Source organism: Brevibacillus laterosporus DSM 25 (genome assembly GCF_002706795.1).
Lineage (GTDB): Bacteria > Bacillota > Bacilli > Brevibacillales > Brevibacillaceae > Brevibacillus_B > Brevibacillus_B laterosporus.
Genome location: NZ_CP017705.1, coordinates 3,023,834 through 3,049,485 on the forward strand (window position 1 = coordinate 3,023,834; position 25,652 = coordinate 3,049,485).

The following is a 25,652-nucleotide window of genomic DNA, read 5'->3' on the forward strand; positions in this document are numbered from 1 at the left end:
TCCTTGTTGAGAATTTGATATAATACCAAATAGACTTGCTATTTAGATAGAAAGGATAAAGCATATGAACAATACGGCTAAAGGAGCCAATCATTTTATAAAAGCAGCAGCTATCCTGGCGATTGCAGGATTAATTTCTAAGGTTCTAGGCGCAGCTTATAAAATTCCTTATCAAAACATTACAGGAGATATCGGTATGCATGTGTACGGTACCGTGTATCCGCTCTACACCACCTTAATTGCCTTGGCTACAGCTGGGTTCCCTCTAGCTATTTCCAAAATGATTGCAGATCGTCATGCAGTGGGAGATAGCAAGGGTGTACAACAAATCTTTCGAATTTCATCGTTTACATTGGGGATATTAGGCGTTGTTTTCTTTTTACTAACCTTTATCACTGCACCAATGATTGCGAATTTGATCGGCGACCCTAATTTGACCAATCCGCTTCGAGCTATTTCAGTCTCACTAGTACTGGTACCACTAATAGCCAACACACGCGGATATTTCCAAGGTCATCAAAACATGCTTCCGACGGCTGTATCACAGGTGACAGAGCAATTCTTCCGGGTAATTATTATCATTGTGGGAGCTTATTTTGTGATGAAGCTCTATGGTGATCCTTATTTTGCTGGTACGATTGCCGTGTTTGCAGCAACCCCAGGAGCCATTATTGCTCTGTTGGTATTAGGCTATTTCTATCGAAAACAAAAACGAGAATTAATTGCTCTGCCAAATCAAGCGGGAGAACAGGCGGTAAGCCTATCAGATGGAGCGGTTTTTAAACGGATTATCACGTATGCGATTCCGATCTGTTTAGCTTCACTGGTGTTGCCGTTAATACCACTTGCCGATAGCTTTACCATAATTAATATGTTGGTGTACAAAGGAATAGATAACGAGGCGGCCATCTTATTAAAAGGTGCTTTTGACCGTTCTCAGCCTTTATTGCAGTTTGGAACATTCTTTGCTACATCTCTATCGCTTGCCATTGTTCCATCGATAAGTGAAGCCATTGTCCGAAAACAAGATGATCTTATTCACTATCGTACACAAACAGCGATTCGGTTGACCTTCCTCTTGGGAGCGGCTGCTACAATAGGATTGGCTATCTTAGCAAAACCAATTAATATCATGTTATTTGGAGACGAAAATGGAACGCTGGCACTTGCCATCAATGCTTTCGCTATTCTTTTCTCAACACTTGGTATAGTATCCTCAGGTATCTTGCAAGGGATGGGGAAAGTGAACCTGCCACCTAAGTATTTATTAATTGGGGTACTTGTAAAATTTGCAGCGAACTTGATTTTATTGCCTCTTCTTGGCATTGCAGGTGCAGCGATCGGCACAGTGCTTGCTTACCTAGTATCAACGGTTTTAAACCTACGAGCCATTGGACGACTAACACAGGTGACTCAGCAGGACAAACAGAAATATGGTCGCTCGGTGCTGGCTGTAGTGATGATGGGGATCATTGTAGCTGTTGTTGCCTTTGGACTGATGGCGGTATTACCTGCTGCAATTGGGAAGGGGCGTCTGTTATATACCATTGTCTCTCTTGCTTCTGTAGGATTAGGAGTTCTTGTGTATGGAATTTCACTGATAAAGTTTGGCGGGGTTACTAGAGACGATATTCAATTCCTACCCAAGTCAGGTAAGATTTTGGCTTTATTGCAGAAGATGAGATTGCTAGAGAAAAAGTAGTAAATAGCTAAAAACTAGATAAATAAAAAACCAGCAAAGACCAATTCCTTGCTGGTTTTTTTGTGACAGTAGAGATGTAGCTTCCAACAATAACTCAAAAAAGCGAAGATAGGAGTTAGATCCTATTTCCGCTTGAACTACCTTCTATTTTGCTAGTAGATCAGCAAATGCTTTAGCATAGGCAGGTAGGTCGGGTGGTCGACGCGAGCCTACGATGTGTCCATCTACAACTACCTCTTCATCAACCCAAATCGCTCCGGCATTTTCAATATCATCCTTAATCCCTGGTGTAGAAGTCGTAGTTACACCTTTGAGAATTTTGGCCGAGATTAGTACCCATCCCGCATGGCAAATGTGACCAATTGGCTTTTTGGCCTGATCCATCTGTTGGATGAAGGAAATAATTTCTGGATAACGACGCAATTTATCTGGTGCCCATCCTCCTGGCACAAGTACAGCATCATAGTCTGATGCCTTCACCTCGGAGATTGATTTATCGGAGGTGCAAGGAACACCGTATTTACCCATATATGTTTTATTCGCTTCTGGTCCTACCAAATGAACAGTAGCCCCTTCTTCACGCAATCGATAAACTGGATACCATAGTTCCAAGTCTTCAAATTCATCTTCCACATAACATACTACTTGTTTACCCTGTAAGCGCATGATTGCCCTCCTTGTATTTCCTACATCATTACCTTTCCTATTGTAACCGTTTCTGGTCGATGAGACTCGTTTTAATGTGCTCTTGCCTTACGTGATGTCAAAGATAAATCATCGTTCTAATCTTTTTAAACAAGTCGTATAAATCTGGATAAGGAAAGCCCCAGCTAGTGACAAAAGAAAGGATGAAAAGATGCTTTACACGGAATTTATTGTGGATGTGATTTTACTTGGAACTGTGATTTTTGTAGTAGGAGCATTTTTTATCATAACGAGTGACCAGAAAAGAGAAAAACAGAAAAAGAAACATCAACAATAACCAACAACCAACACTCTTTTCACAGCACCATTTTATTTGTCTATGTTCGAATAAAATGCGATCAGTTACTAATCTAATGGTCTTTTAAATTCGAACAGCACATGTTCTTGGCGTATAACGAGAAGATGTGCTATTTATATTTCGAAAATAACTGGAAATGACGTGGGGTTTGATGAAACCTTTTTCATATAGCAGTAGGCTTTTTTAGCTATCAATTATATTAGATTGTTTTTCTGATGGAGATGGTTTTTGGCTTAACAAGAAAACCATGATGAGAACAGATAGAGTTCCTACAGATTGGAAAAATCCAAACGGTACATGTAAAAACAGGACGGACGTAATAATAGCTGCCAGCGGCTCTGTACAACCTAGCAAACTTGTTTCTTTTGGAGTAATATATCTAATACTTTCAAGATAGAGATAGAACGCAATTAAGGTACCAAAAATAACTACGAATCCAATTAATAAAAAGGCTTCTAATGTTACATTCTCAATACGAGCTAGCAATACGAATTTTTTTGTGGAGATAAAGTGTAAGATTGTTAATCCAATTCCCCCGATAATCATGCCCCAGCCAACCACTATAGAGGAGGCCCATTTTTCCAATAAGCCCTTTGAATAAAGTGTATAGAACGCCAAAGACAAACCAGATAAAATGCCCCATATGATTGCTGGCTTCGATACTGTTAAATTATCTGTTGATCCATTTGTAAGTAATAAAAAGGTTCCTAATAAGGCTAACAAAATAGAAACAGCATCTTTTTTGGTTGGAATATTTTTACATTTTATAATAAGATAGAAAGTAATAAAAATAGGTGCTAAGTACTGTAATAAAGTTGCTACAGCGGCATTTCCTTCGTTAATCGAGGCAAAATATGTGTACTGAACTCCTAGCATGCCTAATACTCCGAACAAAAGAATTTTTATTGATTCGTTTTTTTGCTTCCAAATCCCAAATATTTGATATCTATTTGGACTACATGATGACAGAAGCAACAAGATCATGCCTGAAATCAATAGTCGGACCGTAACTAGCCACTCTGTAGAAATGTTTACTTGTTGGAAAAGCTGTTGAGCAACGGTACCTGATATTCCCCATAAACCAGCACCTGTAACTACCATTATCATTCCTTTCATTCGATTCCTAGCTACTACTTTCAAGTGAAAACCTCCTTTTTACAAAAAATCCAAAAAACTACAAATATATAATGAAATATATCATGAGTGATGTTAAAATAAAATGGGTTAAAAAGATTATAAATATTTTAAATTTTTTACAGATAGGTTTCGTATATATAGGTAGCTGATCATTTCAATTTAGCTGTAAAGGAGGAATTGATGTGTTATCTGAGCTAAAAGTAGTACCAATTAGTCAAGTATTTTTACATGAAGAATACGAAGTAGAAAGGTTAGAAAAACTTTGCAGCAAAATTAAAAATGAGCAAAAAGTAAAAAATCCTCCTATCGCTTTGCAACTTGAACATGACAAATATTTGATTCTTGATGGAGCTCATCGCACATTATCTTTACAAAAATTAAATTGCAAACGAATTGTGATACAGGTGGTTGATTTGGAATACCTCTCCATAGAAGCTTGGGCTCATCACATTTTAGATGCGGATAATCTCATTGAGGAATTACTACAGAACCCAGATTTATTGTGGAGAAAGGAAAAATATGCTGTAGATCCGATTGCGACCCTTTTCGTTAGGAATGAGAAGCACTATGTATACACTGCTTCAGATTTTCACATAGATGTAAAAAAGAGGATTAAGATTTGGAAGGAGATCGTTAATTCTTATTCCAGTAAATATAAATTTGATCGTATAACAGCAGGGCAATCGCCTGTTGATAGAGGCATTATTTTTCAATATCCTGCTTTTCATATTGATCAAATTAAAAATATAGTGGATGAAAACCTCCTTTTACCAGCAGGTGTAACAAAATTTACCCTTACTTGTGGGCGGATTTTGAATTTAAACATTCCGCTCAGTTTTTTAATTCGAGAAGATTACGTAGAAGAGGATTGGTTCGAATTGCTGGAATTATGGAGGACTTCTATAAGGCTTTATACTGACCCAGTTTTTTTGTGTGAAATTTAAGAGAGGGAAATGTAAAAAAAGAGGAGGGGACTTTAGGTGGAGACCAAAAAGGCAAAAGCTCATCTATTACTGACAGAGGGAAGTTTTCACGCTGTCTATTTAATTAGGGATTGGTATGAAAGCTTTAAAGATACAACTTCATTCAAGGGCATTGTTATTAGAGACACGCAAGATACCAGCGGGCAAAAGGTACAATTTCACAGTACCTACTCTGGTAAAAAGCAACTCACAGAGAGTGAATACAATGAGCTTCTTTTGTTATATGGAACCATCAGTGAAGCAGAAAAAAGCATGATGACATTATACGGAATCCCCTCCTATCCCGCTGAGGTCATTCCACATGTCCATTATAGTGGACCCAATTTGAATCATGCTGATATGGAAGTGTTCATAGCTAATTTGGCCAAAAAGTATGATCTCACTGTATACATTTTTTTGGATCAAATTTTAAAACCTTGGTGGATTGAGTATACAGATGGCAACATTATTAATGCCCATTCGGCCGTTCTCCCCTATGCGAGAGGAATGTATGCCATCGAAAATATGGCTGTAAAAGGTAATGAGAAAGACTTTCAAAGAGCTACTGGAGCTTCCATACATTATGTGGATAACGGAATAGATACAGGTCCAATTATTAGAGCGGTAAGGATAAAGGAACCTTTTCGTTATGAATCTATTTGGGAAGTTAAAGCTACTTGCTATCAATTAGCTTTTGAGCTTTTGGTCAATCAGGCGAGAGTAGAATTTGAAAACCCTGATTTGCAATATGTAGGGATCAAATGTGATGTAAGTAGCTTGGGAGAAAATTTTTTAAGTAAAAATTTTGATGAGGATAAAAAGAAGATAGCCCAGGAACAATTTCTATCAATGAAAAAGTCTCAAATGTCATTCAAAAAAGCATGGGAGGCGAGAACATGATTTATGAAAGTGCTCTAGAACTAATAGGGAATACACCGGTTGTTAAGCTTAAACATTTAGTACAGCGTGAAAATAGCGAATTGTTCGTAAAACTAGAGGGCTTTAATCCTGGTGGTAGCTCAAAAGATAGGGTTGCCAAACGTATCATTGAGTTTGCTGAAAAAAATGGACATTTGAAACCAAATGGAACAATTGTTGAGTCCTCATCAGGCAATCTGGCTATAGGACTAGCTATGGTGGCTAAGATGAAAGGCTATCAAATGATTTGTGTAGTAGATCCTAAGATTAGCAAGGTCAATTTGAACCTGATTAAAGCATTTGGAGCACAGGTTCATATGGTAGATAAGTCAGATGAGCATGGTAATTATTTGAAAACAAGATTGGCTACGGCACAACTATTAGAGAGCTCGATAGAGGGGGCTTATTGGCCAAATCAATATAACAATCCAGAAAATCCTAAAGCGTATATGCAGTCATTAGCCCGTGAAATCCATAGTGATTTTCAGGATACATTAGATTGGATTGTATGCCCGGTTGGTACAGCAGGATTAATAACAGGAGTAGCAACGGAAATGAAAAAACTAAGCCCTTCTGTGAAAATTTTAGCTGTAGACGCTGTAGGATCGGTGATTTTTGGTGGGCAACCAGGTCCTCGAAGATTGCTTGGTATTGGAAATGCAATCGTTCCCGGCAATTTAGATAAAAGTTTGTATGATCAATTAAGCTATGTAAATGATGCAGATGCGTTTTATATCACAAGGCAACTAGTATTACAGGAAGGACTACTTGTTGGTGGGTCATCAGGGGCAACTGTTTGTGCTGCTTTACGCTTACTGGAGGATTTACCTAAAGGACAAAGAGTATTAGCAATCCTGCCTGATAGAGGAGATAGATACTATAGCACCATTTTTTCAGATGAATGGATGAGCGAACATGAAATTACATTGCCTACATCCATTTATAAATCTGTTTCGATTAAATAAAGCGATAGTGATAAAGGAGTGGTTATGATGTTAGTGGAAACAAAGCCAGAATTAATCTATCTGAACAAGCAAGATATTATTAATGTAGGTGGCTATAAGTCTGAGATATACGTTCAAGCTATAAAACAAGCTCTTGCACTACATTCAGAAAAGAACTTTAGTCAGCCATTAAAACCGTATTTGAAGACAAATAAAAAAGATGAGCATATCGCAGATCGAATCATAGCTATGCCGGCCTACTTGGGAGAACCTTCTATTTCAGGAATCAAGTGGATTGGAAGTAAGTTTTCAAATCCAACGAAAAAAAACATGGAAAGAGCTAGTGCTTTGATCATTTTAAATGATCCTGAAACGAACTTCCCCATTGCGATTTTAGAGGGCAGTGTTATCAGTGCCATGAGAACTGCGGCAGTAACAGTAGTAGCAACGGAATATTTGGCTAAAAAAGGGTTCCAACATTTATCCGTTATAGGTTGTGGATTAATTGCTAAGATGCAAATAAATTCTTTATTGGAACAGTTTGACCATATAAAGAACGTACATTTGTTTGATTTAGATTTACAAAAGGCTGAGATGTTTGGTAAGGAGATGCAACAGCGCTTTAGTCATGTTGTATTCCAAATTCATCAATCAGCTCAAAGTGCGGTAGAGAATGCTGAAGTTTTAGTCACTTGCACAGTAACAGACCAGCCTTATATTAAAGCAGAGTGGATTCAAAAAGGGACATTTGTAAGTAACATTTCTATTATGGATATAGAGAAGAAAGCTTTCTTACGGGCGGATAAAGTGGTTGTTGATGACTGGGATCAATCCAATCGAGAGAAAAAAATTATTAATCAATTAGTATTAGAAGGAAAGTTTTCAAAAGAAATGCTACATGCAGAGCTAGGGGATATTATTACTAATAAAAAAGCAGGCCGAGAAACCGATGACGAGATCATCATTCTAAATCCGATGGGGATGGCTATAGAGGATATCTCTTGCGCCTATGAAATATATAAAAAAGCACGGCAAGAAAAAATCGGCACAACATTGAGCCTGTACTAAATGGAATGAAAATTAAGTAATGGGCTAGGCTGGATGGAAACGATTTTGTAATGGACAAAGAAGCACATTTTTGACGCTAGTAGTCAAACAATGTGCTTTTTTTTATTTACCTTATTTCTTTTCCACGCTTTACATATACATGGTGTAGAGGGGAAAAGGAGGGATCTTGGATGAACCAGGAGGAACAACGTCAACTGGAGTATGCGATTGATGAAATAACGGAAATTGCCAAAGGGTTTGGCTTAGATTTTTATCCCATGCGGTATGAGATATGCCCAGCAGAGATTATTTATACATTTGGGGCCTATGGTATGCCGACCAGATATTCGCATTGGTCATTTGGAAAAAGCTTCTATAAAATGAAGCTTCAGTATGATTTAAATCTCAGCAAAATTTATGAATTAGTGATTAACTCTAATCCATGCTATGCTTTTTTATTAGACGGAAATAGCTTGATCCAAAATAAATTAATCGTGGCCCATGTACTGGCTCACTGCGATTTTTTCAAGAATAACGTACGCTTTAGCAATACCAATCGCAATATGGTAGAGAGCATGGCAGCTAGTGCTGATCGTATTCGGGAATACGAGATTGCCTATGGAAAAGAGAAAGTGGAGGAGCTATTGGATGCTTGCATCGGAATTCAGGAGCATATTGATCCAAGACTGATCCAGCCCAACAAAGAAAGAGCAAAACCATATGGAAATGAGACGGATGCCCCTAAGATTTCTAAGCCTAGTTCGCCCTATGATGATTTATGGAAGTTAGATCAAGCAGACCTACAAACAGATGTTGCTTCTAATCAACCACAACGGTTTCCTGCGCAACCGGAGAAAGATCTGCTCTGGTTTATCCAGGAATATAGCCCATATTTGGCACCATGGCAACGCGATATCATGACTATTATACGCGATGAAATGCTCTATTTTTGGCCACAAATGGAAACGAAGATTATGAATGAAGGCTGGGCTTCCTTTTGGCATTGTCGGATTCTTCGGGAGATGGATTTGACCGAAGCTGAAACAATCGAATTTGCTAAGCTACACTCTTCAGTGATACAGCCATCTACTACCAGCATTAATCCGTATCATTTAGGCCTGAAAATGTTTGAGGATATTGAGATGCGTTTTAATAATCCTACGAAAGAAGAACAGGAGCGTTTCGGTCGCAAGCCAAATCAAGGACTGGAAAAAATCTTTGAGGTGCGTGAACTGGATGGAGATATTTCGTTTATCCGTAACTATCTGACAGAAGACCTCGTAAGGCAATTGGATATGTATACATTCGGAAAGCAGGGGAACGATTGGGTGATCACACAAAAACAGTGGGAGCTGGTGCGTGATCAATTAGCACTTTCTCGTGTAAATGGAGGCTTCCCGTACTTGATCGTACAAGATGGTGACTACCTCCGTAGCGGAGAATTGTATATCAAGCATCTATATGAAGGATTAGAGCTAGATGTGAAATACGTTGAGAAAACCTTACCGTACGTCTTCACGATATGGGGTAAAAATGTACACATTGAGACTACATTAGATGGTCGGTCTGTGGTTTTTAGCTACGATGGAAAAAAGGTTCATCGGCGGTTTTTATAGGATGTAGGAAGTTAGTGTGGTTAGATCCATGTCTGTATGTTTACATCTCGAATCATCTGTGAGGATGAGACGGGATGTTTTTTGTTTTCTTGACTATTCATAAAATCCTCTCTATTATCGACAATTTACAAATCTTTTTTGATAACAATAGTACATATCTATGAAGTTTAGTATAATGGGTAAAACAGCGTAAAAAACTAAGGAGTAATCTGTCAGTTGCATAGAGAAACATAGCGACTTAGGGGGTATAGCACCTTAGCCTATTCATAAGTAACTAGACATCTCGAGCAGAAGGAGCTTAGCCTGTTCATGAACAAACCTGGCAAAAGGAAGTTGCAGCTTAGCTTACACACAAAAATTATTTTGCTTATTGGAATTGTCGTTATTAGTTCTCTATTGGTTACAAATATGCTGATTAGCAGGGATATTGCTAGTCAAACCAAGGATAGCTTGTCTGAGAAGCTGACCGATATTGGGCGGATTGTAGCTAATTCGGTCGTTGTTATTGAGGGATTAACAGGCAAGCGAGATCAAGCAGAAATTCAGACCTATTCTAATCGGATCAAAGATTTGACGAATGTGAGCTTTGTGGTCGTGCTTGATATGAATTTAATTAGAAAATCTCACCCTCTTCCTTCCAGAGTAGGACAATCCTTTATGGATCGGGAAGATGCGAATGCTTCATTATCTGGCAAGGAATACATCTCCATCGCAGTAGGGGTGCTGGGCGAGGCATTACGAGTATTTACGCCTGTATATGATAATAATGGCAAACAGATTGGTGTTGTGACTGTCGGCATCGCATTAGATGATGTAGGAAAAGCAGTTAAGCAGAGCCGGTCGGTGATTTACCTAAGCATGATACTTGGAATTGCGATTGGTATTATTGGAGCGTTGCTGTTTGCCAGACATATTAAAAAGATTTTGTTTGGACTAGAGCCTTTTGCTATTGCGAAAGTGCTAGAAGAACAAAGTGCGATGCTTCAATCCGTGCGTGAAGGTGTTATAGCTGTGGATCGGGAAGGGATCATTACCTTGGTCAATTCGGAGGCGCGCCGGTTATTACAACTAGCAGATAGCTCTGAGGAAATCGTAGGCAAGTATGCGAGTGATCACATGTGGATATTGGAGGAAACCTTGCGTACGGGCAAGGCACAGTTGGATGAGCATTATAGTATCAATGGAATCTCACTTGTGATTAACTGTGTACCAGTAGTAGTTGATGATTATGTAGTAGGAGTTGTGGCTACTTTCCGAGATAAGACAGAAATACAACAACTGGTAGAACAAATTACAGGAATCCAGCTCTACGCCGATGCGCTTCGGGCCAAATCGCACGAATTTAAAAATAAATTGCATGTTATTCAAGGCATGATACACATGGGCTATTATGACCAGCTCAATGAATATATTAAACAAATTTCAATCCAACACCAAAAAGAAATTGGGTTTATTGTGAGAAGGATTAAGAGTTCAGTTTTCGCTGGATTTCTATTGGGAAAAATAAGCGATGCTAGAGAAGATGATGTAGAGCTGATCTTAAACGAAGAGAGTTATTTAGCTGAAACTGAAGATTCAGAGCTGATTCATTCTCTCATTACCATTGTCGGAAATCTGATTAATAACGCTATGGAAGCTTCTATACATGCAGAGGTTAAAAAAGTAGAGCTCAAAATTGAACAAACAGAAGAACAGATTTTAATTGAACTAACCGATAGCGGACAAGGAATTCCACCAACATTTAGACGAGAAATCTTTGTTAAGGGTTTTTCGACTAAAGGAGAAAATAGAGGATTGGGGCTGTATTTTGTTACTCAGCATGTGGATAAGTGGAAAGGTGAGATTGCTATCCATTCTGTTGAGGGAAAAGGAACGAGCTTTGTAATAGCCCTGCCTTACAAAATGAAGGATGAGTATGATGATTAAGGTGCTAATCGTAGAAGATGACCCAATGGTTGCAGAATTTAATAAAAGATACTTAGAGATGGTGGAAGGCTTCACCGTTCAAGCAGTGGCCAATGATGTTAACAAGGCTTTAGAGATGATTGACGAGATAGAGGTTGATCTTGTACTTCTTGATGTTTATTTGCCTGGCAAGAGTGGATTTGACTTTCTCACACAAATCCGTCAAAGAGAAAGAAGTATTGATGTCATTATGATCACAGCAGCGTGTGATACGAAAAGCATTAATAAGGCGTTGCAATTTGGTGCTGTTGATTATTTAATTAAGCCATTTGAGTTTGAACGCTTACAGGAGGCCCTTCAAGGTTATAAAGAGAAAGCTAGCGTGATGAAACGTCAAAAAAAATTAAGTCAAACCGATTTGGATAAATTATTGTTAGCCAAGGATAAAGACCATGTCCATATGTTATTGGACCTTCCAAAAGGATTGACGCGTACGACATTACAATTGATTTGGGATCATATTACCGAAAGAAGAGGGCAAGCATTTTCCACGGAAGAAATGGCTCACGAAGTAGGTATATCGCGTGTATCTATGCGGAAATACCTGAACTTTTTAAGCGAAATCGGAGTGTTAAAGGCTGAAATTATGTATGGGACCGTAGGACGTCCAGTGTGTAAGCACCGGACTGTCGAAGATAGTAGCGAGCGCATTAAACAATATATGTAAGAAACAGGCGACTAGCATTTGACTGGTCGCCTTTTTTTATTTTTAAAAGCAGACATTTTCTTTGTTTGGTTACATTAGTTACATAATCAGTTTAATAAGTTAGATAAGGTAGGCAGAATAGAAAAGTAAGATTATGATAGAACCATAAAGAATGTGAATTGATTCACAAGGGTAAAACAAATAACTTACTTATTTTTTTGAGCCATGATGTGAAAGTATTCACATTTGCAATACAAGGGGGAGTGCTCGATGAATATCGGGGAAATTTTTATTAGCACATTAACAGATAGCAAGATTGTTAGTGCCATTAGTTCTTCTGTCTTCATTATTTTCTTAGGATTCTTTTTACGTAAGAAAGAAGTGCTATCAAAGCAAACAGCTAAGATTTTAAGTAACGTTATCTTATCTGTAGCTCTTCCAGCACTAGCATTTACGGCTTTTATGACCGACATCAATACAGAATCCTTGAAACAAGGGATTAACCTTCTGATTTGGGGAATCTTGGTCTACATCGTACTCATTATTGTTACTAAACCACTGTTTGCGAAATTTGCAGGTGATAAACAAGATGTACTACGTGTTCTAACGATCTTTGGTTCAACTACCTTCTTCGGAATTCCAATCGTACAAGTTATGTATGGTGCAGTTGGTGTTATGTATGCTTCTATCTTTAACATTGGATATCGTATCTTCCTTTACTCTTACGGCTATATCAAGATGTCTGGTTTAAAAATGGAAGCGAAAAACATCAAAACAATGTTTTTAAATCCAATCGTATTGGCTACCTTTGCTGGATTATTTATCTGGATGTTCCAAAATTATATTCCACAGGTTCACATGATGGCAGATGGAAAAGAAGTAAGCTACGCATTCCTTCGTATAGACCAAACAGCCTTGTGGTTATTTAAACCAATGGATTATCTAGCTAAATTAGCTTCTCCGCTTGCTTGGTTGTCTATCGGTGCTACTCTTGCTGAGATTTCTTTAAAAGATGCTGTACGAGTAAAAGATGCTTGGTACTACAGCTTAAATAAAGTTGTCATCGTTCCGATTGTTAATATCGTGATCTTGACTGTCCTAACAATGACTGGTCTATTGCCAATCTCTCATGTAGCTTTGGCAACGGTAGTAATCATGATGGCTACACCAACAGCAACAGTGGCAGCAGCTTATGCCATCAGCTTTGATAAAGAGGCAGTATTAACATCTAACTGCTCCTTGTTATCCACAATACTTGGTGTGCTAGCAATGCCTTTATGGATTGTTGTCCTAGAAATGATTAAATCTTTGGGACTGTTTGTATAAAAGAAATAACGAAAACTAGAGAAAATGGCAAGTAGGTTCACAAAAGAGAGGGAGGATTTCAAATGAAAACAGTTAATTTAGTTTGCTATGGTGTACGCGATGTAGAGGTTGAATTCTTTCAAAAACTAAACAAATTCAATTATAATTTAACACTAGTAACAGATTTAATGAATGATACGAATGTTGAGATGGCTAAAGGTGCAGATGCGGTTATGGTTCGCGGTAATTGTAAGGCGACTCGCACGAATATCGAAAAATTAGCTAGCTACGGAGTGAAATATTTACTCACTAGAACGGTAGGTTTTAACCATATTGATCTACAAGCAGTGAAGGATTGTGGTATGAAAGCAGCTCGCGTACCAGCTTATTCTCCAAATGCGATTTCTGAATTAGCACTTACACTTGGCATGATGTTGATGCGCAATGCTTCTTATACAGCTAATAAAACAAAAGATAAAGACTTCACAGTAGATGCTTCTATGTTTAGTAAGGAAATTCGCAATTGCACAGTAGGTATCTTGGGTACTGGTAAAATTGGCTTAACAACTGCTAAATTATTCAAAGGCTTGGGAGCTCATGTAGTAGCATACGACGTTTTTGAAAATGAAACAGCCAAAATAATTGTAGATTATCTGCCTCTAGATGAAGTATTAGCAAAATCTGACTTAATTTCTGTCCATGTTCCGTTCTTCAAAGATCAGAATTACAAAATGATTAACGACGAGTTCCTAGCGAAAATGAAAGATCAAGCTGTGCTGATCAACACATCTCGCGGTGAGTTGCAAGATAATGAAGCAATTCTACGAGCTTTAGAAACAAATAAACTAGCTGGTTTCGGTACCGACGTATTTGAAAATGAATCTACTTTCTTCTTCAAAAACTTGAAGGATCAGGCTTTGCCTAATGAAACAATTGAAAAGCTAATCAACATGTTCCCGCGAGTTCTGGTAACACCACATATCGGTTCTTACACAGATGAAGCGCTCACAAACATGGTAGAAATCTCTTATGAGAACCTGTATAGCTTCCTTACTGCGGGAAGATGTGATAACGAAGTAGCATAACAATTTTGTAAAAGTAATAGTCTCTTTGCAAGTAGCCACCTTTCATCTGGGTAGAGAAAGGTGGCTGTTTTTATTTGACCAATTAGCTCTATTGAATATGTAATTGTTTCTGAGCTGGTTCTGGAATGTCTTTAATGGCTACGTTATCAAGATTTGTCACATCGCCTTGATGATTTATTGTGAATTTAACTAAAGAACCTTCTGGTATTTTAGAATCCGCGATGTAAGTAAGGATTTTTTTATTTCCATCTTTATCATAGGTGGGGAGAGTATATTTCTTGCCTTGATTGGTTACATCTTTACCTTCACTTAACATGGCAGCATAAAACTCTGTTTCATTACCTAAAACATTGTATTGATCCCGCTCACAACCCGCCAAAGCCACACTTCCTAGTAAAAGAGCAATGATAAGGCTTAGATTCTTTTTCAATACAAAAACGTCCTTTCTACAGTCATAGTGGGTATGGATTCCTTTTACTATGTAACCGTTCAGCTGAGAAGTCTTCCACTTCAAGCGCTAGCTAAGCGATAAGTAGTTCACCAAGTCAATAGGTTCCCCTTCTTACAATCACTAAAGTTATACAAAACATACGAAATATTCATTTAATTGTCAATGTTTTTGGGAGTTCTAAAATAGAAAAGCCATCCTCAGCTTTCCCACAACTTTTCCTTATGGTGGACATTCACCTGACATACTCCATTAGTAAATTGTTACTTGTAAGAAGTTCTTCTTGCAAATCAACTATGAAGGAGTTTGATTCGAATGAATAAAAAAGCATCGAAATGGATGATCGGAGCATTAGCTCTTGCAGTGTTTGCACCAACTGCTGCTTTTGCGGCAACTACTTCAAATGTAGAGACAACAAAAGTAGAACAAACCTTTCAAAAACGTGGACATTTTTCTCTAGAGGATAGACAAGCCAATCAGGAGGAATTAATGAAGATCATTAATAAATACAATCCTGATCTAGCTGACGATTTCCAAAAGCTGTTTGATCAGCAGGAAAAAATGAAAGAAAAACTTCCTCAAATGGATGAAGAAACGAAGAAAAAGCTAGATGAAATTCGTGAGCAAGTAAAGGATGGCACGTTGACGCAAGAGCAAGCAAAAGAAGAAATGGAAAAGCTTGGACTGAAGGGTTTTGATCAGAATAAGGTCAAAGTCAAAGTATCTAAAAACCTAGATGAGGAAACGAAAAAGAAACTGGATGAAATTAAAGACCAAGTGAAAGATGGAACACTAACTGAAGAACAAGCAAAAGAGGAAATGGAAAAGCTAGGTATCAAACAACCTGTTCTTAAAATGGTTAAACTTGACGAAGAAACAAAGAAGAAACTGGATGAAATTAAAGACCAAGTGAAAGCTGGAACATTAACCGAAGAACAAGCAAAAGAAGAGATGGAAAAATTAGGAATCGAGCAACCTGTTCGCAAAATCATCAAATTTGACGAAGAAACGAAAAAGAAACTCGATGAAATCCAGGAGCAAGTGAAAGCTGGAACGCTAACCAAAGAACAAGCAAAAGAAGAGATGGAAAAGCTGGGTGTCAAGCATGCAATCCATGAAGGTATCAAACTTGACGAAGAAACAATGAAAAAACTGGATGAAATCCAGGAGCAAGTAAAAGCTGGAACACTAACTGAAGAACAAGCAAAAGAAGAGATGGAAAAACTAGGTATCAAGCATTTTGTTCGTGAAGGAAAAGAAAATATCATGGAACAGATCAAAGAAGCCGCTGACGCGGATGATGCTGATACCGTGAACAAACTGCTACAAGATTGGTTAGAAAAAATGCAAAACAAGAAAAATCCAAAAGCAGAGGCTGACTCTGAAGAAGAGGCTGAGTAATTGAAATAGATAAGTAGTAAAAAATGAAAGCTAGTGGCTAACAATTACGGCAATTAAGCTACTAGTAAGTTATAGGCAATGTAAAAAAACGGCAGTAGTATCCGGCAAAATAGCAGTAGTAATGCGGCAAAAAGTAGTATCCTCATGTTTAAAGTATCCTCCCACTCCCGATATAATGTGTGATGTCAATTGGCATGGTTTTCCTGATCTTCAGGAAGGCCATGCTTGTGTTTAGTTTTTTTGTATTAACTGCCAAAATATTCCCCCTTTTCCTTTAGGTATGTTTTTCGTATTCTGTTGATAGAGCCCTAACCTCATATACTGGAAGGGAGCAAATTATGCAAACAATTGTAATAGTAGAAGATGAAGGACCGATCTCTCGGGTTCTACAAGTTTATTTAGAAAAAGCAGGGTATCAAGTAGAGCTTGCCTTTGATGGTGAAGAAGCCGTACATACATTTGATCGTGTGGCACCTTCTCTGGTTTTATTAGACGTCATGCTACCAGGGCAGAGTGGGTGGAAGGTGCTGGAGTATATTCGTACCAAAAGCAGTTGTCCAGTTATCATGCTGACAGCGTTGGGGCAACTGGATCAGAAGATAAACGGGTTAAATCAGGGTGCAGACGATTATATTACCAAGCCTTTTATTGGTGAGGAGGTAGTAGCACGTGTTAATGCTGTTATGCGACGCTCCTTACTGGTCATGGGTGACTACCAAACTCGAATTTTTGGAAGTTTAAAAGTAGATTATCGGGCTCATTCTGTCACATTACATGGTATTGAGCTTACTTTTACACCACGTGATCTTTCAGTGTTTCTATTTTTAGCACAGCATCCCAATCAGACCTTTACTAGAGAGCAATTAATCGAGCAGGTTTGGGGGATGGATTATGAGGGCAGTGATCGTGCTGTTGATCTTGCGGTGAAGCGTATCCGTAGAACCTTGCAAAATTGGCCAACCGATGAAGGAGAGATTCGTACACTACGAGGATTGGGGTATCAGTTCTGTGTCAATGAAAAATAGAGAGCGGAAGACGCTATTAACTTATTGGACAACTCGTTATGTATTAACCTTATGTGTTGGTCTTGTCGTCATTGGACTTTTCTCTAGCATGTGGATAAGTTACAATGAAACGCAAAAACGGTTAGATGTCATGAGATATATGGCTGTGGAGATTTCTGAACAAATTGTATCAGCGAACGGGACTGGGATTGTATTACCTGTCTTCCTGTCGCGATTAGTAGAGAATCGACACCGCTTCATGGGAGGATTTAAGCCCATGGTTATGATATTAGATGAACACCGGCAGATTGTCTTTGGAAAATCAAATCGATTTGTTGACGATATACTCCGCCGAATGTCTCCTAATTGGGAAGAAGATCAAGCCGTGCAAGAAATACAGACGCGCTCAGGAGATACTGCTATTTGTCTTACCCAGAAGATAGAGGAAAATGGTCAAACACTAGGATGGGTATTTCTCTTTTCTCCTAAAAAAGAGATGGATCGTAGCATAGAGACGTTGCAACAATTATGTATTATGCTAACAAGTCTTGGACTGTTAGGTTGGATTGTTATTTATTATTTAACAAAAAAATTATCGGAACCCGTGAAGGAAGTTGCGGATGCGGCTAAACAGATTGTGACGGGACGCTACGATATTGAACTGAAAAAGGACATCAAAGAAAAAGAAATCTATGAACTTATTCAATCGTTTAAAGATATGGCTGATCGACTCCGTCAGTTAGAATTGATGCGAACGGAGCTATTGGCTGGAGTTACCCATGAGCTGAAAACACCAGTTACCTCCATCAGCGGGCTGTTACAAGCGGTTAAAGATGATGTGGTAACCGGTGAAGTAGCCAAAGAGTTTCTGGATATTTGCTCAAAAGAGATTTTTCGCTTACAAAAAATGGTGGAAGATTTATTAGATTTTAACTCATTTGCGGTAGGAGATATTAAAGTTAATAAACAATCGCAGAACATGAATCATCTCGTGCAAGAAATTACACATCAATGGTTGATAGGACAAGAGGAGAACACGCTTGTTCTTCAGACGAATATTCCCGAACAGGAAGTATGGATTGACACCGACCCACTACGTATACAGCAAATTTTATATAATCTATTAAATAACGCAAAACAAGCGACAGGACTAAACGGAATTATACAGGTAACTCTATTACATCAAGCTGACGTTTTTCAGATTTGTGTTCAAGATAATGGTGTCGGAATTTTGGAATCAGAAAAGGCAAACATTTTTGAACGATTTTATCGCGGAGAAGAGAAGAAGCATAGGGTAAGAGGACTTGGGCTAGGATTACCTTTTAGCAAAATGATGGCAAAAGCGCTTGGTGGCGATCTTGAATTGACTGAGAGTGTTAAGGAGAAGACCATTTTTACATTGACTGTAAAAAATGAGTTAAATCTAAAACCATAATCCATAGATAGACAAAGTCATTCATATAGGTTGTCCACAATTACTGATTACAAAGGTAACTGTGGACAACTTTTTTTATGATGCCCTTATTGATCTCAGGTGAGGATTCCATTCTTTTACCTCCAGAATTCATCAGATTTCCCACAGGACAGACATCTAGTTGACATACAGCGAACTTATAGTTAGTTCATCACAAAGTTTGTTTGAAAAAAAATAAACGATTTTTTGGGGGAAATCCTAATGATTGGAAGTACAACGAAGAAATCATTTTTTAGTGGAATGGAAAAGAAGAAGAGACGGATCATCATGGGAACAGTAGCTTTAGCCTTACTGTGTGGAACGGGCATTTTTGTCTATAGTAAGTTTGTCACTCCTTCACGTGCCGCTACGATTATGCAGACAGTGAATGTCCAGAGAGGGGATGTTTCGGAGATCGTTGCTGCTTCGGGAACGGTGCAAGCCGCTCAACAAATGACTTTAACATTTCCGAGTGGTGATGATGTCATTTCGGCAATACATGTAAAAATAGGTGATTCTGTAAAAGCAGGACAGGTACTCGCTACCATGGATCAGTCTACTGCTTTGATGCAGGTAAAAATTGCAGAAGCCAACCTGTTATCCGCTAAGGCTGGCTTAGCGGAAAAAATGCAAACAAAAGATGAGAATGAAATTTTAGTATTACAGTCTAATGTGACGAAAGCAAAAGCATCATTGGAATCTGCTAAGAAAAATTTCGACAATCAAAAAGCGTTAATCCAACAAGACAAAGCAAGCAGTAACTTGCAAGAGGCTCAAAAAAATGTTGAAACCCAAAAAAGATTATATGAAGCGGGTGCTATCTCCAAAAGTGAATTAGATCAGGCACAAAATAGTCTCAATCAGGCTGAAGCAGAATACAAAACGGCTAGCATGCAGTACAGTCAGACAATCGATCAAAGTAATAATAATGTTGCTCAGGCACAAGCTGCTTACGATTCGGCATTAGCTCAATTTAATCAAGCAAAAACTCCAGCCCAAGAGTCTTCCTTACAAGCTGCAAAAGCATCAGTTGCCCAAGCTGAGGTACAGCTACAACAACAGCAGCAGTATTTAGAAAAGCTAACGTTAAAAGCACCAATGGATGGTGTCATTTTACAGGTGAATGGGCAGGTAGGTGAAGTGGCAAGTTCTCCCTTTTTGATTATGGACAACTCGAATGCCGAACAATTGGGAGTGATGGCTCAGATCAGTCAGAGTGATATTGGTAAAATCAAGGAAGGCATGGAAGCTACTTTTACCATCGGAACCTACAATGGTAAAAAGTTTCAAGGAAAAGTGGAAACAGTGTACCCAGAGGGCAGTACAGAATCAGGTGTGACAACCTACAAAGTACTCCTTACCGTCGGCAATAAAGAAGGATTGTTAAAACCAGGCATGACGCTCCAGACAACAATTCATGTAGGAACACAAAAGAATGTGCTCTATGTCCCAATTGCTGGTTTGCGTGAACAAGGTGGAAAAACAGGTGTTTTGGTAAAAGGAAAAGATGGCGCTACTACAGGGAAAGAAATGAAAGCAACAACCGATTCAAAAGATAAATCGCGTAACGGTGGACAAAATGTATCAGGTTATCAATTTAAGGAAGTAACGACTGGACTGATAGGCTCTGATCGCGTTGAGATTACTTCTGGTCTTGAAGAAGGAGATCAAATCCTTTTAACCATGCAGGTATCTAGCTCATCCAGTAATCGTCAAATGGGTCAAGGCACGATGTCACCAGGTATGGGTGGTATGCCCGTAATGGGAGGAGGTATGCCAAGTGGTGGAGGTGGTTTCCAAGGCGGGGCAAGAGCAAGATAATGTGAGAGCAGTTATTCGCATTTCGGATGTGAAAAAGAAGTATGTTATTGGAGATCAAGAGATACATGCCCTGCGAGGAGTAAATCTTGTTATTGAAGAAGGGGATTTTGTAGCCATCATGGGGCCCTCAGGCTCTGGTAAGTCTACCATGATGAATATGATTGGTTGCTTGGATCAACCTTCAAGTGGAACCTTTTATCTTGATGACTATCCTGTTTCAGAGGCAGAGGATGAGGAGTTAGCTAAGATTCGGAACCAGAAAATAGGCTTTGTTTTCCAAAATTTTAATTTGATTCCGCGTACACCTGCCGTAGAAAATGTGGAACTACCACTTTTATATGCAGGTGTAGATGCCAGGGAGAGACGAAAGAGAGCTATTGATTCCCTACACAGTGTCGGACTTGGCAATCGGTTATACAACAAACCAAATGAATTATCAGGTGGGCAACAGCAACGTGTTTCCATTGCCCGTGCCTTGGTTAATCAACCTGTAATTATTTTGGCAGATGAGCCTACAGGTGCTCTTGATACCAAGACGAGTCAAGAGATTATGGGGATTTTCCAACGATTAAATGATGAAGGAAAAACGGTTATTCTAGTCACTCACGAACCAGATATTGCTGAATATGCGAAGCGAGTCATCCATTTCCGTGACGGACAGATAATAGCTAATGATGTGGTCCAAGAGCGAAGAATAGCGAATTCTGAGGAAGTGGTATTATGAATTATTGGGAAGCTATGCGCGTATCGCTACGAAGTGTAACAGCTAATAAACTTAGGTCTTTTCTAACCATGTTAGGTATCATGATCGGTGTATCTGCTGTGATCACAATGGTAGCGATCGGGGAAGGGGCAAAAGCTAGTGTAGCCAATCAAATTAACGGCTTAGGGAGTAATCTGTTAATTATCTCGGCAGGGCAAGCAAAGCAAGGTGGCATTAGTTTGGGGGCAGGTTCGCTTTCACTCCGGTTAGAGGATGCTAAAGCCCTTCAACAAAAGGATTCCATAGCAGATGTTACCCCTGCCGTTAGCACGCGAGCGCAGTTGGTGTATCAGAGTGACAACTATTTGTCCAGTCTGGAAGGCACGACAGAAGCTTTTCCAGAAGTACGTAATGTTAGCTTACAAGAGGGAAGATTTTTTACTAGCTTTGAGGTAAGCGAGCAGGCAAATGTGGTGGTGATCGGTTCAGAGGTTGTCACAAATCTTTTTGCCAGCTCCAATGAAAGTCCAATTGGCAAAACGATTGAAATTAATCGAATTCCATTTACAGTGGTGGGCATTTTAAAAAGCCAAGGTAGCTCAGGCATGACCAATAATGATGATAAGGTAATCATTCCAATTACAACGGCGATGGAGCGTCTAGGACAAAGCAGCATTCGGACAATCTATGCTTCGGCTACTTCAGCAGATGAAATGCTTCAGGCACAGTTTGATATTCAACAAACCTTGCGAGCTCAGCACAAGTTAATGCCTAGTCAAGAAAATGATTTTACCATAAGTTCGCAATCAGATATTTTGGAAACTGCACAAAGCGTAACCAGCGTAATGACAACATTGTTATCAGGAATTGCTGGAATTTCTTTAGTAGTGGGTGGTATCGGCATTATGAACATCATGCTGGTCTCAGTCACGGAGCGTACTCGTGAAATTGGGATTCGCAAAGCCATCGGAGCAACCAAGGTAGCGATTATGCAACAATTTTTGATTGAATCAGTTACTCTGAGCTTCTTAGGGGGAATGATCGGAATTCTGCTGGGAATTGGAGCTGCTTGGATCGTGAACAAGCTCGGTGGGGTGGAGATTGCAATTACAATAACTCCCATGCTGTATGCCTTTTTATCATCTTTATTTGTTGGTGTGGTGTTTGGCGTGTATCCTGCTAAAAAGGCTGCAGAGATGAAGCCAATTGACGCATTGAGATATGAATAAAAATACATTTGTGACCTACTACATATCTTAGAATTGAATCGTAAAGAAGAATATATACTACTCATGCAAATGTATGAAGAATTAGGTAAGCCCTTTTCCTTGTTTTGTAAACAAGAAAAAGGGGCTTTTTTTCTTATATAATGATTTAGTTAAATAAAACTGAAACCTTTTCTTATTTATTCTGTATTAAGTTAGTAAGAATTTATTACGTACAAGATAAATTACAGATTATATTTGATTCATTTGGTAGAAGCTAATTTTACCATAAGAAAGGAGATCTTTTAGGGATAGATGGATATGAGAAAAGAGAAGCATCGCCAAATTCAAATTATGAAGCTCCTCGGTGGAGAAAATAGATGGTTTACAGTTAAGGAATTATCCGAAAAAATAGGTTGTTCATATAAAACTGTTGCCAAGGAAATTTCCATAATGAAAGATTTTTTGCCATCTGGCTGGGAGATTTGTTCTGTAAAAGGTAAGGGAGTCCAATTATTTTTACCGGACAGTTCCTCTATAAATGAAGTGATATCTTTATTTGTGAGAGATTCGTTCACTTTTCAAGTGTTTCAGCAATTGCTCGAAGGGAATAGTAAAACCGTTTCCCAATTAGCCGAGAATTTATTTATCCAAGGGCCTTCTCTTCAAAACGTTCTAAGAAGTGTTGGGAAACATTTAAAGACGTATAAATTACAGCTTCAGAGAAATCCCCTCCAAATTGTAGGAAATGAACTTCAAATCATCATGATGTTTTTTGAACTATATACTAGCTCCTATACCAATAAAGAATGGCCGTTTGTAGAATACGAGGAATTATGCTTGCAGTACCTAGATGAGGTTGAAGAAGCATTAGGTATCACTTTTGATGTATGTGATAGGCATAAGCTATCTTATTATATAGCTATTTTATTAATTAGGAAAAAACAAGGCTATCAGATCAATTTAGGCAATCAATTTTCACAATATAATATTGGAACACCTTATTACCATACAATATCAACGATACTGGATCAGTTAACATCGGATTATAATATCTCTTTAACACCAGAGGACAAGGTTGTTATAACGATTGTTATTAAGGCTTCTAAGCATGCGTATAAGGATATCGATAAAGTAAAAAAGGAAGCACTTCAATATTTTCAAGAAGGAAAAATACAAGTATTCATATATATGAAGGATTTCATTCACATGCTGGAGAACCGAATCAAAAAATCATTGATCCATGATGAGGAATTTGTTTTTACCTTGATTGATTATTTTAAGCGAACCATATATACCCTAAAGTATTTCTCTACAATAAAAGTAAGAGAAAAAAATATTACCAAATATATTAAAGAGAAACATCGGGAAACGTTTCTACTAGTTAAAGAAGTATATAACGAATGGGCAAAAAAATACGGTATAGCTGATCATATCATTGATGATGAAATTGCTAATGTAACGATGCAATTAGAAGCTACGATCTCATTTAAATCTCAATCGAAAAAGGCTCTTATTATATCTGGAGAAGGAACAAGCTGGAAACGATATATGGAGGCTATTCTAAGAGAAAGGTTTGGAGAAAAATTACAAGTATCGGATCAGTATTTGTATGATATAACAGAGGAGCAAATCAAAACGTTAGATATTGATATAATCATTACTACCATTCCTATTGATATACAATCCATCCCGGTTATTCGAGTTCAATCCATTTTATCTCAGCGTAACCTTCATACCCTCCAGCAATTTATTAACGATAATTAAATTTATGATTGCCAAGTAATCAGTCTGTTTAGCAGGTTGGATTCAACACGAAAAAGATGTTCTCTTTCAATAAAATGAGAGGAAGCGTCTTTTTTATTTCTGTTAGAGACAATGATCAGAATGCTAAAAAAAGTGGAAAAGTAGTATCTTACATACAGAAAAGGCATCGTGAAAATGGATAGCTGGAGATGACTTTATCAAGGAGGTAAAAAATTACCTTTAGTAACGGTAATTAATGCACTTGATAGGAAAATCAGTTCATATGTAATATATGTATTACGACTTAGGTATAAAGTCTTATGTAATGTCAGCTTTTAGGGAGGATTTATAAATATACATGCAGTTACTTTCTATTAATCACTGTGAGTCTGGTATGAAGCTTTCACGCAATATTTATAGTAGCAATGGTTCGGTTTTAGTGGGTAATGGGGTAACTTTAACTCAAAGTATGATTGAACGACTAAATGAATTAAATATCAATTCCATCCATGTTCAAGATAAAGATATAGCGGATACTCCTGCTAAGGATGTTATATCTGAACAAGCAAGGAAGGAAGCCATAGATTTTGTGCATACCACATTTGATAATTCCCACTCTAAAGCTATTGCAGGAGAACAAATGGGCTCGAGCGCTCAGGATATGCTGGCGAATTTAATTTATACATGCAAGAATAACTCCATGGTCATGGATTTGCTAGGAAGGATTTGTGTTTTTGATAAAAGTATATTTGTCCATTCCTTCAATGTAATGATCTATAGTGTATTAGTTGGATTGAGAATGGGCTTGAATAAGGAGCAACTCACAGATGCAGGCTTAGGTGCGCTCTTACACGATGTAGGGAAATTGATGATTCCAACTCAGATTATGAATAAACCTGAGAAATTAACAGATGAAGAATATGACTTGATGAAGTCGCACGCAAGTAAGGGATTTGCACTATTACAGCAAATGCCGGCAATTCCAGAGGTGGTTGCGCAATGCGCCTATCAGCATCACGAACGCATGGATGGAAAGGGGTATCCGCGTAGCTTACAGGAAGCAGATATTCACTTATTTGCGAAAATAATTGGGGTGTGTGACGTCTTCGAGGCTTTGACCAGCAAGCGTGTATATCGAAAGCCAATGTTACCACACGATGCCATGGAATTTCTGTTTGCAGGCTCGGGTACTCAGTTTTGTCAGAAGGTATTGCAGGCTTTTCGTAATTCCATCTATTTATATCCTGTAGGCATGTTTGTAACCTTAAGCTCAGGATACTCAGGTGTTATTGTCAAGAATAACCCAGGCATGCCATCACGGCCTATTGTTCGCAGATTGGAAAATGAAGCCCACGTTACATTACCCCCATATGAAATCGATTTGTCCAGCGAATTGAACTTGGTTATTTCTGATTGCAAAGCAATTGGATAAGGATTGAAAAGCGAGGAAATAATAAATCAATTTAGTTAACTATATATATGAAATAATATTTCGAAAAGTATATCTGAAACATTCCTCTATCCCTTATAATAGAACTAAC

The 25,652-nt window shown here is 38.3% G+C and carries 22 protein-coding genes; 19 read left to right on the forward strand and 3 right to left on the reverse strand.

The features are described 5' to 3' along the window. Positions 1-64 precede the first annotated feature (64 nt). Positions 65-1,702, forward strand: a complete 1,638-nt coding sequence (locus BrL25_RS14785; RefSeq protein WP_018671529.1) for a putative polysaccharide biosynthesis protein — start codon at positions 65-67, stop codon at positions 1,700-1,702. A 144-nt stretch (positions 1,703-1,846) separates the two neighbouring features. Here the strand turns inward: BrL25_RS14785 and BrL25_RS14790 are convergent, their stop codons facing one another. Further along, entirely contained in the window at positions 1,847-2,368 is a 522-nt protein-coding gene (locus BrL25_RS14790; protein ID WP_018671528.1) for a type 1 glutamine amidotransferase domain-containing protein, read from the reverse strand. A 190-nt stretch (positions 2,369-2,558) separates the two neighbouring features. Here BrL25_RS14790 and BrL25_RS26265 point away from each other — a divergent pair, with 190 nt between their 5' ends. Next, a complete protein-coding gene (locus BrL25_RS26265) occupies positions 2,559-2,684 on the forward strand; it encodes a hypothetical protein (RefSeq protein WP_018671527.1) in 126 nt (41 codons plus the stop codon). Positions 2,685-2,888: 204 nt separating this feature from the next. Here the strand turns inward: BrL25_RS26265 and BrL25_RS14795 are convergent, their stop codons facing one another. Further along, positions 2,889-3,821 (reverse strand): DMT family transporter, encoded by a 933-nt coding sequence (locus BrL25_RS14795; RefSeq protein WP_035312060.1) that lies wholly within the window; start codon positions 3,819-3,821, stop codon positions 2,889-2,891. A 203-nt stretch (positions 3,822-4,024) separates the two neighbouring features. Here BrL25_RS14795 and BrL25_RS14800 point away from each other — a divergent pair, with 203 nt between their 5' ends. From BrL25_RS14800 to BrL25_RS14840, 9 genes are all read left to right on the forward strand, one after another. After that, complete coding sequence (locus BrL25_RS14800; RefSeq protein WP_018671525.1) at positions 4,025-4,786, forward strand: ParB N-terminal domain-containing protein; 762 nt, start codon at positions 4,025-4,027, stop codon at positions 4,784-4,786. Between the two features lie 36 nt (positions 4,787-4,822). Further along, positions 4,823-5,704, forward strand: coding sequence for a formyltransferase family protein (locus BrL25_RS14805; RefSeq protein ID WP_018671524.1), 882 nt, complete (start codon positions 4,823-4,825; stop codon positions 5,702-5,704). Continuing rightward, positions 5,701-6,687, forward strand: coding sequence for a 2,3-diaminopropionate biosynthesis protein SbnA (gene sbnA, locus BrL25_RS14810; RefSeq protein ID WP_018671523.1), 987 nt, complete (start codon positions 5,701-5,703; stop codon positions 6,685-6,687). The genes BrL25_RS14805 and sbnA overlap by 4 nt, the downstream gene beginning before the upstream one ends. A 27-nt stretch (positions 6,688-6,714) precedes the next feature. Further along, a complete protein-coding gene (gene sbnB, locus BrL25_RS14815; RefSeq protein WP_018671522.1) occupies positions 6,715-7,734 on the forward strand; it encodes a 2,3-diaminopropionate biosynthesis protein SbnB in 1,020 nt (339 codons plus the stop codon). Between the two features lie 170 nt (positions 7,735-7,904). Continuing rightward, a complete protein-coding gene (locus BrL25_RS14820; RefSeq protein ID WP_018671521.1) occupies positions 7,905-9,329 on the forward strand; it encodes a SpoVR family protein in 1,425 nt (474 codons plus the stop codon). Between the two features lie 309 nt (positions 9,330-9,638). Then, positions 9,639-11,255: a DcuS/MalK family sensor histidine kinase gene (gene dcuS, locus BrL25_RS14825; RefSeq protein WP_018671520.1), complete on the forward strand. Its 1,617-nt coding sequence runs from the start codon at positions 9,639-9,641 to the stop codon at positions 11,253-11,255. Further along, entirely contained in the window at positions 11,248-11,961 is a 714-nt protein-coding gene (locus BrL25_RS14830; protein WP_018671519.1) for a response regulator, read from the forward strand. The genes dcuS and BrL25_RS14830 overlap by 8 nt, the downstream gene beginning before the upstream one ends. Before the next feature lie 249 nt (positions 11,962-12,210). Continuing rightward, on the forward strand, positions 12,211-13,266 hold the full coding sequence (locus BrL25_RS14835) for an AEC family transporter (RefSeq protein ID WP_018671518.1): 1,056 nt from the start codon (positions 12,211-12,213) through the stop codon (positions 13,264-13,266). A gap of 62 nt (positions 13,267-13,328) precedes the next feature. Continuing rightward, a complete protein-coding gene (locus BrL25_RS14840; protein WP_018671517.1) occupies positions 13,329-14,330 on the forward strand; it encodes a 2-hydroxyacid dehydrogenase in 1,002 nt (333 codons plus the stop codon). A gap of 88 nt (positions 14,331-14,418) precedes the next feature. Here BrL25_RS14840 and BrL25_RS14845 read toward each other — a convergent pair whose 3' ends face one another. Further along, positions 14,419-14,760, reverse strand: coding sequence for a YxeA family protein (locus BrL25_RS14845; RefSeq protein WP_018671516.1), 342 nt, complete (start codon positions 14,758-14,760; stop codon positions 14,419-14,421). Positions 14,761-15,093: 333 nt separating this feature from the next. Here BrL25_RS14845 and BrL25_RS14850 point away from each other — a divergent pair, with 333 nt between their 5' ends. The 8 genes from BrL25_RS14850 to BrL25_RS14885 all read left to right on the forward strand — a co-directional run bounded on the left by BrL25_RS14850 (position 15,094) and on the right by BrL25_RS14885 (position 25,543). Then, positions 15,094-16,179, forward strand: a complete 1,086-nt coding sequence (locus BrL25_RS14850; RefSeq protein ID WP_018671515.1) for a hypothetical protein — start codon at positions 15,094-15,096, stop codon at positions 16,177-16,179. A 338-nt stretch (positions 16,180-16,517) separates the two neighbouring features. Then, entirely contained in the window at positions 16,518-17,204 is a 687-nt protein-coding gene (locus tag BrL25_RS14855; protein ID WP_018671514.1) for a response regulator transcription factor, read from the forward strand. Beyond that, positions 17,194-18,618, forward strand: a complete 1,425-nt coding sequence (locus BrL25_RS14860; protein ID WP_026315148.1) for a HAMP domain-containing sensor histidine kinase — start codon at positions 17,194-17,196, stop codon at positions 18,616-18,618. The genes BrL25_RS14855 and BrL25_RS14860 overlap by 11 nt, the downstream gene beginning before the upstream one ends. Positions 18,619-18,858: 240 nt before the next feature. Continuing rightward, complete coding sequence (locus tag BrL25_RS14865; protein ID WP_018671512.1) at positions 18,859-20,457, forward strand: RND family efflux transporter; 1,599 nt, start codon at positions 18,859-18,861, stop codon at positions 20,455-20,457. 1 nt (position 20,458) lies between these two features. Then, positions 20,459-21,181 (forward strand): ABC transporter ATP-binding protein, encoded by a 723-nt coding sequence (locus tag BrL25_RS14870; RefSeq protein ID WP_026315147.1) that lies wholly within the window; start codon positions 20,459-20,461, stop codon positions 21,179-21,181. Next, positions 21,178-22,389, forward strand: coding sequence for an ABC transporter permease (locus BrL25_RS14875; RefSeq protein WP_018671510.1), 1,212 nt, complete (start codon positions 21,178-21,180; stop codon positions 22,387-22,389). The genes BrL25_RS14870 and BrL25_RS14875 overlap by 4 nt, the downstream gene beginning before the upstream one ends. 291 nt (positions 22,390-22,680) lie before the next feature. Next, positions 22,681-24,132, forward strand: coding sequence for a BglG family transcription antiterminator (locus tag BrL25_RS14880; protein ID WP_018671509.1), 1,452 nt, complete (start codon positions 22,681-22,683; stop codon positions 24,130-24,132). A 337-nt stretch (positions 24,133-24,469) separates the two neighbouring features. Then, positions 24,470-25,543: an HD-GYP domain-containing protein gene (locus tag BrL25_RS14885; protein ID WP_018671508.1), complete on the forward strand. Its 1,074-nt coding sequence runs from the start codon at positions 24,470-24,472 to the stop codon at positions 25,541-25,543. The last annotated feature ends 109 nt before the right edge of the window (positions 25,544-25,652 follow it).